Below are 14,542 nucleotides of genomic sequence, written 5' to 3' on the forward strand. Positions count from 1 at the left end.
GGACGCCCGTCGGCCGGGCGTTCCGGGGCACCACCGAGGACTCCTACTGGTCGGGCGTCCCCCGCGGCTCGGTCACGACCATCACGAATCGCAGCGGGGTGTCGCCGAGATTGGCGTACCGGTGCGGCCGGTCGGCGCTGAACAGGACGGCCCCGTCGGTCGGGACGAGGTGGCTCCTGCCGTGGACCGACAGGGAGAGCTCCCCTTCCAGCACGGTCAGCATCTCGCGGGTGCCCGGCGGGTGGGCGTCGCCGTCGTGGTGCTCGCCCGGGGCCAGACGCCAGTCCCACAGCTCCAGGATCGCGGGGGCGTCGCTGCCGACCAGCAGCCGGGCGGAGCTCTCCTCGCCGTGCGGGAAGGTGACGACGTCGGCGGGGGCGACGACCCGGACGACCGGCGTGTCCGCGACCTCGACCATCCGGGCGACCGTCACGCCGAGCGCGTCGGCGATGCGGGTCAGGGTGTTGATGCTCGGGTTGGTCCGCCCCTGCTCGACCTGGACGAGCATGCCCCGGCTGACGCCCGAGCGCGCGGCGAGCTCGTCGAGCGTCATGTGCCGGTGCGCCCGCTGGGCACGGACGTTGTTGGCGATGGCGCCGGTGATGGTCTCAGGGTCCATCGGTTCATTCTAATGAACATGATTTACACCACAGTGCACCTTATCTGGTGTACAAATAGTGCAACCTATTGCACCAGGGGGAGACATGTCGGCGGTGGTCCTGGCGACGGCCTGCGCGGTGGTGTACGGCACCGCGGACTTCTTCGGCGGCCTGGCGACCCGGCGGTCGAAGGTCGTCATGGCGGTGGTCGCGCTGTCGCAGTCAGCGGGCCTGGTGACGGTCGTCGTCCTGCTGCCGTTCCTGCCGGGCCGCCCGTCGGCGGAGGCGCTGGGCTGGGGCATGGCGGCGGGCCTGTCGGGCACCGTCGGACTGGTGCTGTTCTACCGCGCGCTCGCCACCGGGACGATGTCCGTGGCGGCGCCGATCACCGCGGTCACCTCGGCGGCGCTGCCGGTGATCTTCGGGGTGGTCACCGGGGACCGCCCGGAGCCGGTGGCGCTGGGCGGCGTGGCGCTGGCGCTGGTCGCGGTGGTGCTGGTGAGCCGCGAGTCCCCCGCGGCGGAGTCCGGCCCGCGGCGCACCCCGGTCCTGGCCGCGCTCGTCGCCGGGGCGGGCTTCGGCGGCTTCTTCGTGCTACTGGCCCAGAGCCCCGACGAAGGCGGCCTGTGGCCGCTGGCCGGGGCCAGGACGGTGTCGATCACCATGATCGTTCTGCTGGCCGCGGTCACCGGCCGGACGCTGCGCCCGGGGCACGGGGTGCCGCGCATCGTGATCACGGCGGGAGTGCTGGACATGACGGCCAACGTGCTGTTCCTGCTCGCCCAGCAGCGCGGGATGCTGAGCCTCGTCGCCGTCCTGGTCTCGCTCTACCCGGTGAGCACGCTGCTGCTGGCCCGCCAGGTGCTGGGCGAGCGGCTGAACGCGGTGCAGGCCGCCGGGGTCGGCGTCACCCTGGTCGCGGTCACGCTGATCGCCGCGTCGCCGTCACCCTGAGCCTCCGTTCCCCCGGCGGAGCGGGCGACGAGGCCGGGAGAAGGCGGGCGCGGCGCCGTACCGGCGGGCCGGGCGGCGCCGCGTCCGGGGAGGGTCAGGCGGCGCGGCGCTGCTCGGGCAGCCGGACCGCGCCCTCCTCGCGGGCGTAGTCGGCCAGCATGGTCCGCAGCTGGCGGCGGCCGCGGTGCAGGCGGGACATGACCGTGCCGATGGGGGTGCCCATCCGGTCGGCGATCTCCTTGTAGGCGAAGCCCTCGACGTCGGCGAGGTAGACCGCCACGCGGAACTCCTCGGGCAGGGCGCGCAGGGCGTTCATCACCGCGGTGTCGGGCAGCTGCTCCAGCGCCTCGGTCTCGGCGGACTTCAGCCCGGAGGACATGTGGGACTCGGCGGCGGCGAGCTGCCAGTCCTCGATCTCCTCGGTGGCCGAGAGCTTGGGCGAGCGCTGCTTCTTGCGGTACTCGTTGATGAAGTTGTTGGTGAGGATGCGGTGCAGCCACGCCTTGAGGTTGGTGCCCTCGCGGAACTGGTGGTAGGAGCTGAACGCCTTGGCCACGGTCTCCTGGACCAGGTCCTCGGCGTCCGCCGAGTTACGGGTGAGACGCATCGCGGACGCGTAGAGCTGGTTGGTCACCGGCACGACATCTCGCTCGAACCAGTCGTTGCGCTGCTCTTCGGTCATCGTGATCACGTGATCCCCCTCGGACCTTCCCCCAGTAACATCCGGCACATCGTGCGATGCCCCTTCCCCTGACGGGCCATCGCATGCTCCCAGGCATCCCGTAAAGGTGCCGTTAAGAGTCCTAGCTGGTCAGGGGGTCGGATTCTGGCTGCATCGGTGGCGGACGGACACACGCCCCATAGCCGGACAAGTATCGTTATCGTAACATCTTTCCCTTGGAATAGTCGTAAAGTGTGTCCACTCTCACATCATCGCAGCTCACGCTACCTTTGGCCCATGCAATCCCCGATGGACCAGGTGGATCGGCACGATCCCCGTACCCGCTCCTGGGTGGCCGAGGCCATCCGGCGGGTCGAGGCCGACGCGCACCGGAGCTGTGACACCCACCTCCACGTCTTCCCCCTCCCCGCCCACTGGGGAGTGAACCTCTATCTGAAGGACGAGTCCGTCCACCCGACCGGTTCACTCAAGCACCGGCTCGCCCGCTCCCTGTTCCTGTACGGCCTGGCCAACGGATGGATCGGCCCGTCCACCACGGTCGTGGAGGCCTCCAGCGGGTCCACGGCGGTGAGCGAGGCGTACTTCGCCCGGCTCGTCGGCCTGCCGTTCATCGCGGTGATGCCCGCCTCGACCTCGCCGGAGAAGATCGCCCTGATCGAGTTCTACGGCGGCAAGTGCCACCTCGTGGACGACCCCAAGGCGATCTACTCGGAGTCGCGCAGGCTGGCCGCCAAGGCCGGCGGCCACTTCATGGACCAGTTCACCTACGCCGAGCGGGCCACCGACTGGCGCGGCAACAACAACATCGCCGAGAGCATCTTCCAGCAGATGGAGATGGAGCCCCACCCCGAGCCGGCCTGGATCGTGGTCGGCGCGGGCACCGGCGGCACGTCCTCGACGATCGGCCGCTACATCCGCTACCGCCGCCACCTCACCCGCCTGGCCGTGGTCGACCCCGAGGGGTCGGCCTTCTACCCCTCCTGGGAGAGCGGCGACACCACGGTCACCGCCCCGGGCTCGCGCATCGAGGGCATCGGCCGCCCCCGGGTGGAGCCCTCCTTCATGCCCGAGGTCATCGACCGCATGATCCGCGTGCCGGACGCGCTGTCCATCGCGGCCATGCGCTGGGTCCGGGAGGTCACCGGCCGCGACGTCGGCGGCTCCACCGGCACCAACGTGGCGGCGGCGGTGCGGATCCTGCGCGAGATGCGCGCGGCGGGCGAGCGGGGCAGTGTCGTCACGCTGATCTGCGACGGCGGCGAGCGCTACCGCGGGACGTATGACAACGACGACTGGCTGGCCGAACAGGGCCTGGACATCAACCCGCACCTGCGCGACCTGCGTGCCTTTCTGTCGGAGGTGTGACGCGGGACCCCACCCGCGTCCGGGCCTGTGCGGCCCCGCACCCGGCCGGGACGGGGGCGGGCGCGTACACCGCGCGCCCGCACCGCCCGCCGGCCCGTCCGTCCGGCGCGCTCAGGCGGCCTTCGCCGGATCGACCTCGAAGATCTTCGCCAGGTCGTCGAGCATGGCGTGGGCGCCCTGGATGCCGACGGCGCTCATCCACGTGGTGTCGGAGACGTCGTGCTTGGCGCCCTTCAGCCGGTCCCACAGCGGGTTGGCCTCGAACTTCTTCCTGATCGGCTCGACCGACGGGTCGTCGTAGGCGGCGACGAAGATGTGGTCGGCGTCGAGCTGGGTGATGTTCTCCTGGCTGACGTCCACCGCGATGGCGTCCGCGCTGGTCGGCTGGTCCTTCGGCCTCGGGAAGCCGACGTCCTTCAGCACCAGGCCGGAGTAGGAGTTCTCCACGTAGAGGCGGACGGTCGGCTCACCGGCGAAGCGGGCGACCGAGACGGTGGGCATCCCGCCCTCCTTCGCCTTGATCGACTCGCCGATCTTCGCGGCCCGGTCCTGGTAGGCGGTGATCCGCTGCTCGGCCAGGTCCTCCTTGCCCAGGGCCCGGCCCATGAGCCGGAGGTTCTCCTTCCAGATGGCGCCGGTGGTCTCGCTGAACACCGTCGGCGCGATCTTCGACAGCTTGTCGTAGAGCGCCTCGTGGCGGACCTTCGCCGAGACGATCAGGTCGGGCTTGAGCGCGACGATCTTCTCCAGGCTGGGCTGCTCCAGCGTGCCGACCGACGTGGCGTCCCCGGCGTGCCCGAGGACCGGGGCGAGGTAGTCGGGCAGCTTCTCCTCGATCGACCGGTAGGTGGTGTAGCCGGCGACGTCGGTCTCCAGGGTCAGCACCGCGTCCACGAAGCTCTGGTCGAGTGCCACGACCCGCTTGGGCTGCGCCGGGATCTCGGTCTCGCCCATGGCGTGCTTGACCGTGCGGGGGAACGCCGCGGCGCCGGCCGTACCGCTCGCCTGCGGGTTGGGCGCCTGGGCGTCCGAGCCGGGGCCGGCGGCCGTCCCGGTGGACGAACCCGACCCGCAGGCGGCGAGCCCGAGGGTCAGCACGGCTCCCGCGACGCCGGCGGCCAGGGTACGCAACACTCTCATCCGATTTCCTTTGCTGAAGCCACACCTAATTTAGATTAGGCATACCTAACCTGACATACTTGCCTGAAGCCCGGCAACCGACCCGAGAGGAGCGCGGGTGAGCACAGCGGTGACCCCCGTCCGGCCGCCGGCGTCCGGCAGGCCCCGGTCGGCCCGCCCGCGCCCGTCCCTCGTCCTGGCCGGGCTGCTCGGCGCCGTGGCGGTGGCGGCCGTGCTGAGCGTCATGGTCGGCGCCCGGCCGGTGCCGCCCGCCGACGTCTGGCACGCGCTGACCGGCCCGACCGGCACCGAGAACGACATCGTCGTCTCCTCGCTGCGCGTCCCCCGGACCGCCCTCGGCCTGCTGGCCGGGATCGCGCTCGGCGTGGCGGGCGCGCTGATGCAGGGCCACACCCGCAACCCCCTGGCCGATCCCGGACTGCTCGGCGTCACCCAGGGCGCGGCCTTCGCGATGGTGGCCGCCATCATGGTGTTCGGCGTGACGAGTCTGTACGGCTACATCTGGTTCGGCCTGGCCGGGGCGCTGGTGGCCAGCGTGGGCGTCTTCGCCCTCGGCATGGCCGGCGGTGGCCGGGGCGGTCCCACCCCGGTGACGCTGGCCCTGGCCGGCACCGCGGTCAGCGCCTTCCTCTACGCCCTCACCTCCGCCATGGTCCTGATGGACGAGCAGGCCATGGACGTCTTCCGGTTCTGGCAGGCCGGGTCGATCGCGGGCCGCGGCGCCGACGTCGCCTGGCAGGTCCTCCCGTTCGTCGCGGCCGGCCTGGTCCTGGCGCTGGTCAACGCCCCCGGCCTCAACACCCTCGCGCTCGGCGAGGACGTGGCCCGGGCCCTGGGCCAGAACGTCGCGCTGACCCGCACCGTCGGCGTCGCCGCGATCACGCTGCTCAGCGGCGCCGCCGTCGCGGCCTGCGGGGCGCTCGCCTTCCTCGGCCTGATGGTGCCGCACCTGGCGCGTCCCCTGTCGGGACCCGACCACCGGCTGCTGCTGCCGTACTCGGGGTTGCTCGGCGCCGCGGCCCTGCTGGGCGCCGACGTGGTGGGCCGGGTCGTGGCCCGGCCCGGCGAGCTGGAGGTCGGCGTCGTGCTCGCCCTGCTGGGCGCGCCGTTCTTCGTCGCGCTGGTCAGGCGCAGGAAGCCGTTGCGTCTGTGACCTCCCCGCCGATCCCCTCGCCCCATCCGGAAGGCGTCCCGCCCGTGTCCCCTGTCCCCGTACGGCTCGCGCACGAGCGGCCGCTGCGGCTCGGCCCGGCCTCCTGGCTGCTGCGCCTTCGCTCGGCCGCCGCCGCCCTGGTCCTGCTGGCCGCCGCGGTACTGCTGATGGCGCTGAACATGCGTCTCGGCGACATCCCGATGAGCGTCGCCGAGGTGTTCCGGGCGGTCACCGGCGACGGGCCGGACCACTTCGTCGTGATGGAGCTGCGGCTCCCCCGCGCGCTGACCGGCGTCCTCGTCGGCGCGGCGCTGGCCCTGGCCGGCGCGATCACCCAGGCCATCGCCCGCAACCCGCTGGCCAGCCCCGACGTCCTCGGCGTCACCACCGGATCCAGCGTCGCCGTGGTCGGGGTCATCGTGACCGCCGGGAGCGCCGCGGGCGGCGCGGGCGGCGTCCTGGCGAGCGTGGGCGTCCCCCTGGTGGCCCTGGCCGGCGGGCTGGCCGGGGCGCTGGCCGTCTACCTGCTGGCCTGGCGCGGGGGCCTGGACGGCTACCGCCTCGTCCTGGTCGGCGTCGGCGTCTCGGCGGTGTTCACCAACGTCAAGTACTGGCTGCTGACCGTCGGGGACGTCACCGACAGCGGCCGGGCCATGGTGTGGATCAGCGGCTCGCTGAACGGCCGGGGCTGGGAGCATGTGGTCCCGGTCGCGATCGCGCTGGCCGTACTGGTCCCGGCGGCGCTGGCCGGCACCCGGTCGCTCGGCGCGCTGCGCTTCGGCGACGACACCGTGACCGGCCTGGGCGTGCGGACGAACCTCGCCAGGGGCCTGCTCATCCTGGCCGCCGTGCTGCTCGCGGCGGTGGCCACCGCCGCGGCCGGGCCGATCGCCTTCGTCGCCCTGGCCTCGCCGCAGATCGCGCTGCGCGTGGCCGGGGTCGCCCAGCCGCCGCTGGTCGTCTCGGCGCTGTGCGGGGCCGTCCTGGTCACCGCCGCCGACCTGGCCGCCCGTACGGTGGCCGCCCCCGCCGAGCTCCCGGTGGGCGTGGTCACCGCGGTCCTGGGCGCCCCCTACCTGATCTACCTGCTCATCCGCGCGCGCCGGGGGGCACGCGCGTGAACGGCGGGCACCGGCCGGACGACCGATCTCCGGAGCGGCGGGCTCCCGGAACGCACCGGGGACACGGAGAGGAAGAGAACGTGAGGCTGCAGGCGGTCGGCGTGAGGCTCGGCTACGGTGACCGCGTCATCGTCGACGGTCTCGACCTGGGGATCGAGGCCGGCACGGTCACCACGATCATCGGGCCCAACGGGTGCGGCAAGTCCACGCTGCTGCGCGCGCTGGGACGGCTGCTGCGGCCGTCCGGCGGCGAGGTGCTGCTGGACGGCAAGCGCATCGACCGGATGCCGACCAAGGAGGTCGCCCGGGTCCTGGGCGTGCTGCCGCAGGCGCCGACGGCCCCCGAGGGGCTGACCGTGGCCGACCTGGTGGCCCGGGGACGGCACCCGCACCAGACCTGGTACCGGCAGTGGTCGTCCGGCGACGAGGCGGCGGTCGGCGAGGCACTGGCCATGACGGGCCTGGACGGCCTGGGCGAGCGCCCGCTGGACGAGCTGTCGGGCGGGCAGCGGCAGCGGGCGTGGATCTCCATGGCCCTGGCCCAGGGCACCGACCTGCTGCTGCTCGACGAGCCGACGACCTTCCTCGACCTCGCCCACCAGGTCGAGGTGCTGGAGCTGGTCCGCCGGCTGCACCGCGAGCACGGCCGGACCGTGGTGATGGTCCTGCACGACCTCAACCTCGCGGCCCGGTACGCCGACCGGCTGGTCGCCATGCGCGCCGGCCGGGTGATCGCGTCCGGGACGCCGCACGAGGTCCTCACCGAGCCGCTGCTGGCCGAGGTCTTCGACCTGGAAGCCAAGGTCATCGAGGACCCGGTGGCGGGCACGCCCCTGGTCGTCCCGGTCGGCGTCCGCCACTGATCCTCCCGGCCGGCGTCCGCCGCCGGCCCTCCCGCCCTCCCGCGCGGCGCCCCGGCGGCCCACGCCGTACGGCGCTCCTCAGGGCAGCCAGTCGCGCCGCGGGTCGTACTCCAGCCACCGGCTGCGGCCCGCCTCCTCCAGGAACGCCTCCACCAGCGGACCGGCCGGTGGAGACCCTTCGGAGCTCCGCCACAGCAGTGACCAGGCGTACAGCGGGATCGGGTCCACCAGCGGTATCGACCGGACGCCGGGGACGTCCGGCAGGGGGCAGTCGGCGGGCAGCAGCGAGAAGCAGCCGGGATCCGCGGCGATGCGGCCGGCGAAGTGGTCGAGCCCGAGATTGGGGCCCTGTTCCCGGCCGGTGACGCCGAAGTGGTCGGCGAAGCGGCCGAGGAAGTCGAGCCGGTCCAGCGGCCCCGGCGTCCACAGCACGCTGGTGCGCAGTTGCTCGGGCCGCAGGGCCGGCTCGGCCGCCAGGGAGTGGTCCACGCTGACCACCGCGTCGACGGGCTCCAGCCGCACCAGCCGGTGGGTGAGCCCCTCCGGCAGTGGCGGATGGACCCTGCCGAACCCGATGTCGGTCTCCCCGCGCAGCAGTGCCGCCGCCACGAACGGCAGGTCACGGCCGTGTCCCAGTTCGAGTTCCAGTCCCTCGGCGCGCGCCGCGACGCGGGCGAGCGTGCGCATCGGCGCGTAGAGATGGCCCCACACGTCCACCCGCAGCGGCCGGCGCTCGTCGCGCACGGCGGCCACGGCGAGATCCCCGGCGGCGAGCGCCTGCCGGGCGGGCGCGAGGAAGCGCCGCCCGGCCTCGGTGAGCCGTACCCCCTGCCCGCCGCGGTCGAGCAGGCGCGCGCCGAGCCGGGACTCCAGGGCGGCGATCCGCTTGGACAGGGCCTGCTGGGAGATCGACAGCTCCACCGCCGCCCGGCCGAAGTGCAGTTCCTCCGCGGTGAGCACGAACGCGCGGACCTGTGCCAGGTCGAGATCCACGGCCCACACCTTATGGCGTGTTTCGTTGGGCTTTCGCCCACTGTGGTCATTCAGACGGCTCCTCGTCGCGATGAAGGCCCACGGAACGGGCCTCGGGTGACAACCGATGGTTGTCGCCCTCCCCCGCCGGTTGTTGGCCGGGGCGCCCGCGCCTCCGGTTCCATGACCGGCATGAAGAGACTGATCGCCACCGGCGAGCCGGAACGCCCGGTGGAACTCGCCGAGGACGCCCAGCCCGTCCCGGCCGCGGACGAGGCCCTGGTCAGGGTGGAGGCGTTCTCCGTCAACCGGGGGGAGACCTTCCTGCTGGAGAACCCGCGCCCGGGGCTCCTCCCGGGCAAGGACGTCGCGGGCCTGGTCGTGCAGGCGGCGGCCGACGGCTCGGGCCCGGCGGCCGGCACCCGCGTCGTGGGGCACCCGCCGTACGGGGGCTGGGCCGAGTACGTCGCGGTCCCCACCCACTCGCTCGCCGAGCTGCCCGGCTCCGTCGCCTCCGTCCGGGCCGCCGCCCTGCCCCTCGCCGGGATCACCGCGCTGCGCCTGCTCCGCGTGGCCGGCGCCGTGACGGGCCGGCGGATCCTGCTCACCGGCGCCTCGGGCGGGGTGGGCCACTACTTCACCGAACTGGCCGCCGCGGCCGGAGCCGAGATCACGGCGGTGACCGCCTCGCCCGAACGCGGCCGGCGGCTGATCGAACTGGGCGCCGCGGAGGTCGTGCACGACGTCGCCGACGCGCGCGGCCCCTTCCCGCTGGTCCTGGAGTCCACCGGCGGCGCCGCCCTGCCCGTCGCGCTCGCCGCGCTGGCCCCGGGCGGCACGCTGATCTGGTACGGCCAGGCCGGCCGGACCCCGGTGACCCTCGACTTCTTCGGCCTCCTCTCCGGGCCGGAGAACGCCGTGATCCGGCACTTCCACTACGCCGGCGCCCCCTACGGCGAGGACCTCGCCACGCTGGTCCGGCTGGTGGACGCCGGACGGCTGCACCCGGAGATCGGCCGGGTCGCCGACTGGGCGGAGACCGCGAGCCTCCTGGTCGACCTGCGGGAGAGGCGGGTCCGGGGCAAGGCCGTCCTCACCGTCGGCGACCCTCCCGCCGCCGGCCCCGTCGCGGGAGAGCCCTTCGCCGTCGGTGAGCCCTCCGCCGGTTCCACCGGCGGAGAACCTCTCACCGTCCGGGAGCTCCGCACCGCCGGAGAGCCCCGCACCGCGAAGGAGTCGCGATGAGCGTCGCCGAGTTCGCCGAGGCCAACTTCAGCCGCGCCACCGCCGCCGGCCTCGATGCGCACGAGTACCGCCGCGTCACGGCCGGGCTCGCGTCCCTCGACGACTGGCCGGACGCCTTCGTCCGGGCCGGGCGGCGCCACCTCGACCTGGCCCGGACGGCGGCGTCCGCGGTCTCGGCGGGCGAGCACCACCGGACGGCCGCCAGGTGGTTCCACTTCGCCGCCCTCGTGCCGCACCCGGACCGCGCGCTGGCCGCCCTGGCCGCCGCCGAGGCCGACGCCGCCATGGGCCGCGCCCTGGAGGTCCTGGAGCCGGAGGCCAGGAGGATCGAGGGCCCCGGCTTCACGGGCCGGCTCCGCGGCCCCGCCGACGCCGCGGCGACCGTCGTGATCGTGCCCGGCATGGACTCCGGCAAGGAGGAGTTCCACGCCGTCGCCGACACGTTCCTGCGCAGGGGCGCGGCGGTGTTCGCCATGGACGGCCCCGGGCAGGGGGCGCTCGCGGCCACCACCGTCGTCCGCCCCGACTACCACCGGGTGGTGGGCGATGTCATCGACGCCCTCGGCGTCGAGGGGATCGGCCTGGTGGGGCTCAGCCTGGGTGGTTACTACGCCGCCGAGAGCGCCGCCCTGGAGCCCCGGGTCAGGGCCGCCGTGACCGTCAGCGGTCCCTTCCGCCTCGACTGGGACGCGCTGCCCGAGTTCGTGCACGACACGCTGACCCAGCGCGCCGGCGGCGCCGGCGCCGCCCGGGACTTCGCCCGCCACGTGGACCTGACGGACCTCGCCCCGCGCATCGCCGTACCGCTGCTGGTGGTGGACGGCGGCCGGGACGCCATCCCCGGCGTGGTCAACGGCGAGCCGCTGGCCCGCCTCGCGCCGCGCGGCGAGTACCTGCTCGTCCCGTACGCCGACCACCTGCTCGGTGAGGCCCACCCCGACTGGCTACCCGCCGCGGCCGACTGGCTGATGGCGCGGCTGGGGGCGCCCGGACGCTGACGAGGCGACCGGCACGACCGGGGCGATCGGGGCACCGGCGGCTCCGGCCGGGCCGCCGCGCGAGGTCCGCGCCGCGCCGCCGCCGGGCGGGCGGCGCGGGCCGGGTGAGCGGGTGGAAGAGGCAGACGCGGTTACCGGATGGACTGTTGCCCGGCCGGTAACCGGGGCGTATGTTCCTCCCAACATCCGAGTGCTCCTCATGTTCTGGGGGTCCCCCGTGCACTCACGTCTCCGGCGGATGATCGCCGCCGCCTCGGCGTTCGCGATCGTCGCGCTCACCCTCCCCCTCACCTCCCCCGCCCCGGCGTCGGCGGACACCTTCGTCCCCGACGACCACTGCCTCGGCCAGTGCGCGGACATCCTGCCACCCGGCGAGAACGGCAACGCCACGCTGGTCGAGATCCTCGCCAACCAGGCGGCGGGCACGATGCCCCGGCACAGCACCGACCAGCTCGGCCCGTACGCGAACCTCGTCTCCGGCTACACCGGACTGACCAACGAGCAGATCTCGGCGTTCTTCAACGACGCCTCCTTCGGCGTACCGGACGGGCGGGTGGAGAGCACCGTCAGCCCGCGGTCCGACGTGAAGATCGTCCGTGACCGGGCCACCGGGGTCCCGCACATCACCGGCACGACCCGCGAGGGCACGATGTTCGGCGCCGGATACGCCGGCGCGCAGGACCGGCTGTGGGTCATGGACCTGATCCGGCACGTCGGCCGGGGCGAGCTGACGCCCTTCGCCGGCGGCGCGCCCGGCAACCGCGCGCTGGAGCAGAGCGTCTGGATCAACTCCCCCTACACCGAGGCGGACCTGCAGGCGCAGCTCACCCGCCTGCGCGACTCCGGCCCCCGGGGCGCGCAGCTCTACGCCGACGTGCGGGCCTACATCGACGGCATCAACGCCTACATCGACTACTGCATGGCCAACCGGAACTGCCCCGGCGAGTACGTCCTCACCGGCCACCTCGACGCGATCACCAACGCGGGCGGTCCCCAGGACTTCACCATGACCGACCTGATCGCGATCTCCGGCGTGGTCGGCGGCCTGTTCGGCGGGGGCGGCGGCGCGGAGATGCAGTCCGCGCTGGTGCGGGTCGCGGCCCGCGCCCGGTACGGCGTCACCGCCGGCGACCGCGCCTGGGAGGCGTTCCGGTCGCGCAACGACCCGGAGACCACCCTCACCCTGCACGCCGGCCAGAGCTTCCCCTCGGGGAACGCGCCCGGCGCCACGGGCGTCGTCCTGCCCGACGCCGCCACGACCGCGCCGGTGGACATCACCGAGAACGAGCGGGGGTCGGCCACCGGCCCGGCCCTCACCGCCCGCTCCGGCGAGGCCGCCAAGGGCGTGCTCGGCGGACTGACCGTGGACAACGCCAGGCCCGGCATGTCCAACGCCGTCGTGGTGTCGGCCGCGGAGTCCGCCACCGGCCACCCGGTCGCGGTGTTCGGCCCGCAGACCGGCTACTTCGCCCCGCAACTGCTCATGCTGGAGGAGCTGTCCGGGCCCGGCATCCGGGCGCGCGGCGCGGCGTTCGCCGGGCTCAACCTGTACGTGCTGCTCGGCCGGGGCACCGACTACGCCTGGAGCGCCACCTCCAGCGGCCAGGACATCACCGATACCTACGCCCTGCAGCTCTGCGAGCCCGGCGGCGGGACCCCGACCACGGCGTCGGACCACTACCTCTACCGCGGCGTCTGCACGGCGATGGAGACGCTGCGCAAGACCAACTCCTGGAAGCCCAACACCGCCGACACCACCGCGGCCGGCTCCTACGACCTGGTGATCAAGCGGACCAAGTACGGGCTGGTGACCTGGCGCGGCACCGTCGGCGGGCAGCCCACCGCCTTCGCCTCACTGCGCTCGACCTACGGGCACGAGGCCGACTCGGCGGTCGGGTTCCAGCGGTTCAACGACCCGGCGCAGATGGGCGACCCGGCGGGCTTCACCGACGCCGCCTCCGACATCGGGTTCGCGTTCAACTGGTTCTACGTCAACTCGACCCGCTCGGCGTACTTCATGTCGGGCGACACCCCGGTCAGGTCCGCGGTCTCCGACCCGAACCTGCCGATGACGGCCGACGCCGCCCACGAGTGGGCCGGCTTCGACCCCGACGCCCGCACCGCGACCTACACCGCCCCCTCGACCCACCCGCAGGCCGTCGACCAGGACTACTTCGTCAGCTGGAACAACAAGCAGGCCAAGGACTACGGCGCCGCCGACGGCAACTTCAGCTTCGGCCCGGTCCACCGGGTCGACCTGCTGGACGCCCCCGTCAAGGCGGCCCTGGCCGGCCCCGGCAAGCTCGACCGGGCCGGCACCGCGAAGATCATGGCCGAGGCCGCCGTCACCGACCTGCGCGGCAAGGAGGTCCTGCCCCACCTGCTCCGGGTGATCGGCGCCGCCCCCGCCGACCCGGCCCTCGCCTCGGCGGTCGCCGGGCTGAAGGCGTGGGCCGACTCGGGGGCGAAACGGGTCGAGACCGCGGCGGGCAGCCGGACGTACGCGCACGCCGCGGCGATCCGCGCGTTCGACGCCTGGTGGCCCAGGCTCGTCCAGGCCGAGTTCCGGCCGGAGATGGGCGAGGACCTGTACCGGTCCCTGACCGGCGCCCTGCAGATCAACGAGTCCCCCTCCGGCCACCAGCGGGGCGACTCCTCCGGTCAGCCCGGCTCGGCCAACGAGGCCCAGGCGCACAAGGGCTCGTCGTTCCAGTACGGCTGGTGGGGCTACGTCAGCAAGGACCTCCGGGCGGTGCTCGGCGAGCCGGTCACCGGGCCGCTGCCCGCGAAGTACTGCGGCGACGGCACGGTGGCGGGTTGCCGGACGGTGCTGCTGGACAGCCTGGCGGCGGCCCTCGCCGAACCCGCGGCGACGACCTACCCCGCCGACGACGTCTGCTCCGCGGGCGACCAGTGGTGCGCCGACAGCGTCCGGCACTCCCCGCTCGGCGGGATCAAGCAGCCGCTGATCTCCTGGCAGAACCGGCCGACCTACCAGCAGGTCGTGTCGTTCCCCTCGCACCGGGGCGACCCGATCGGCAACCTCGCGGCCGGCCGTACGGCCAAGGCGTCCAGCTCCGAGCTGTTCCTGCTCTACCCGGCGAGCAAGGCGGTGGACGGCGACCCGGCGACCCGCTGGTCGAGCGCCCGCAGCGACGACGAGTACCTCCAGGTGGACCTGGGCTCGGCGAAGACCGTGGCCCGGGTGCTGCTGCGCTGGGAGTCGGCCCACGGCTCGGCGTACTCGATCCAGACGTCCGCCGACGGGTCGTCCTGGACGACCGTCTTCTCCACCACCGCCGGGAACGGCGGCGTGGACAACGTGACGTTCGCCCCGGTGAGTGCGAGATACGTCCGGATGAAGGGCGAGAAGCGCGCCACCTCCTACGGCTACTCGCTCTACGAGATGGAGGTCTACTCCCGCTGACCCCGGCGGGGAACGCGCCGAAG

12 protein-coding genes are annotated in these 14,542 nt (G+C 73.7%); 8 read left to right on the forward strand and 4 right to left on the reverse strand.

Annotated features, from left to right (window positions below; genetic code table 11):
- Window positions 1-43 precede the first annotated feature (43 nt).
- Window positions 44-619 (reverse strand): helix-turn-helix domain-containing protein, encoded by a 576-nt coding sequence (locus ACQP10_RS31115; protein WP_346019276.1) that lies wholly within the window; start codon window positions 617-619, stop codon window positions 44-46.
- 85 nt (window positions 620-704) lie between these two features.
- On the opposite strand from ACQP10_RS31115, the gene ACQP10_RS31120 reads away from it, so the two are divergent.
- On the forward strand, window positions 705-1,553 hold the full coding sequence (locus tag ACQP10_RS31120; RefSeq protein ID WP_346019275.1) for a DMT family transporter: 849 nt from the start codon (window positions 705-707) through the stop codon (window positions 1,551-1,553).
- A 94-nt stretch (window positions 1,554-1,647) separates the two neighbouring features.
- Here ACQP10_RS31120 and ACQP10_RS31125 read toward each other — a convergent pair whose 3' ends face one another.
- Window positions 1,648-2,235 carry a sigma-70 family RNA polymerase sigma factor gene (locus ACQP10_RS31125; protein WP_179826336.1) on the reverse strand — a complete coding sequence of 196 codons (588 nt, stop codon included), beginning with the start codon at window positions 2,233-2,235 and terminating at the stop codon, window positions 1,648-1,650.
- A gap of 276 nt (window positions 2,236-2,511) precedes the next feature.
- Here ACQP10_RS31125 and ACQP10_RS31130 point away from each other — a divergent pair, with 276 nt between their 5' ends.
- Complete coding sequence (locus ACQP10_RS31130) at window positions 2,512-3,600, forward strand: PLP-dependent cysteine synthase family protein (protein WP_346019274.1); 1,089 nt, start codon at window positions 2,512-2,514, stop codon at window positions 3,598-3,600.
- Window positions 3,601-3,711: 111 nt separating this feature from the next.
- On the opposite strand, the gene ACQP10_RS31135 is transcribed toward ACQP10_RS31130, so the two are convergent.
- Window positions 3,712-4,740, reverse strand: a complete 1,029-nt coding sequence (locus ACQP10_RS31135) for an ABC transporter substrate-binding protein (protein WP_346019273.1) — start codon at window positions 4,738-4,740, stop codon at window positions 3,712-3,714.
- 97 nt (window positions 4,741-4,837) lie between these two features.
- On the opposite strand from ACQP10_RS31135, the gene ACQP10_RS31140 reads away from it, so the two are divergent.
- The 3 genes from ACQP10_RS31140 to ACQP10_RS31150 all read left to right on the forward strand — a co-directional run bounded on the left by ACQP10_RS31140 (window position 4,838) and on the right by ACQP10_RS31150 (window position 7,877).
- Complete coding sequence (locus ACQP10_RS31140; RefSeq protein ID WP_346019272.1) at window positions 4,838-5,893, forward strand: FecCD family ABC transporter permease; 1,056 nt, start codon at window positions 4,838-4,840, stop codon at window positions 5,891-5,893.
- A 44-nt stretch (window positions 5,894-5,937) separates the two neighbouring features.
- The gene (locus ACQP10_RS31145; RefSeq protein ID WP_346019271.1) at window positions 5,938-7,014 is read left to right on the forward strand and encodes a FecCD family ABC transporter permease; all 1,077 of its coding nucleotides are present in this window, start codon (window positions 5,938-5,940) and stop codon (window positions 7,012-7,014) included.
- Between the two features lie 80 nt (window positions 7,015-7,094).
- On the forward strand, window positions 7,095-7,877 hold the full coding sequence (locus ACQP10_RS31150) for an ABC transporter ATP-binding protein (RefSeq protein ID WP_346019270.1): 783 nt from the start codon (window positions 7,095-7,097) through the stop codon (window positions 7,875-7,877).
- Between the two features lie 78 nt (window positions 7,878-7,955).
- On the opposite strand, the gene ACQP10_RS31155 is transcribed toward ACQP10_RS31150, so the two are convergent.
- Window positions 7,956-8,870: a LysR family transcriptional regulator gene (locus ACQP10_RS31155; protein ID WP_346019269.1), complete on the reverse strand. Its 915-nt coding sequence runs from the start codon at window positions 8,868-8,870 to the stop codon at window positions 7,956-7,958.
- A gap of 171 nt (window positions 8,871-9,041) precedes the next feature.
- Here ACQP10_RS31155 and ACQP10_RS31160 point away from each other — a divergent pair, with 171 nt between their 5' ends.
- From ACQP10_RS31160 to ACQP10_RS31170, 3 genes are all read left to right on the forward strand, one after another.
- On the forward strand, window positions 9,042-10,094 hold the full coding sequence (locus ACQP10_RS31160) for a zinc-binding dehydrogenase (protein ID WP_346019268.1): 1,053 nt from the start codon (window positions 9,042-9,044) through the stop codon (window positions 10,092-10,094).
- The gene (locus tag ACQP10_RS31165) at window positions 10,091-11,092 is read left to right on the forward strand and encodes an alpha/beta hydrolase family protein (protein WP_433540215.1); all 1,002 of its coding nucleotides are present in this window, start codon (window positions 10,091-10,093) and stop codon (window positions 11,090-11,092) included. The genes ACQP10_RS31160 and ACQP10_RS31165 overlap by 4 nt, the downstream gene beginning before the upstream one ends.
- Before the next feature lie 199 nt (window positions 11,093-11,291).
- The gene (locus ACQP10_RS31170; protein ID WP_433540216.1) at window positions 11,292-14,519 is read left to right on the forward strand and encodes a penicillin acylase family protein; all 3,228 of its coding nucleotides are present in this window, start codon (window positions 11,292-11,294) and stop codon (window positions 14,517-14,519) included.
- Window positions 14,520-14,542 lie beyond the last annotated feature (23 nt).

Source organism: Streptosporangium sandarakinum (genome assembly GCF_050942225.1).
GTDB lineage: Bacteria > Actinomycetota > Actinomycetes > Streptosporangiales > Streptosporangiaceae > Streptosporangium > Streptosporangium nondiastaticum.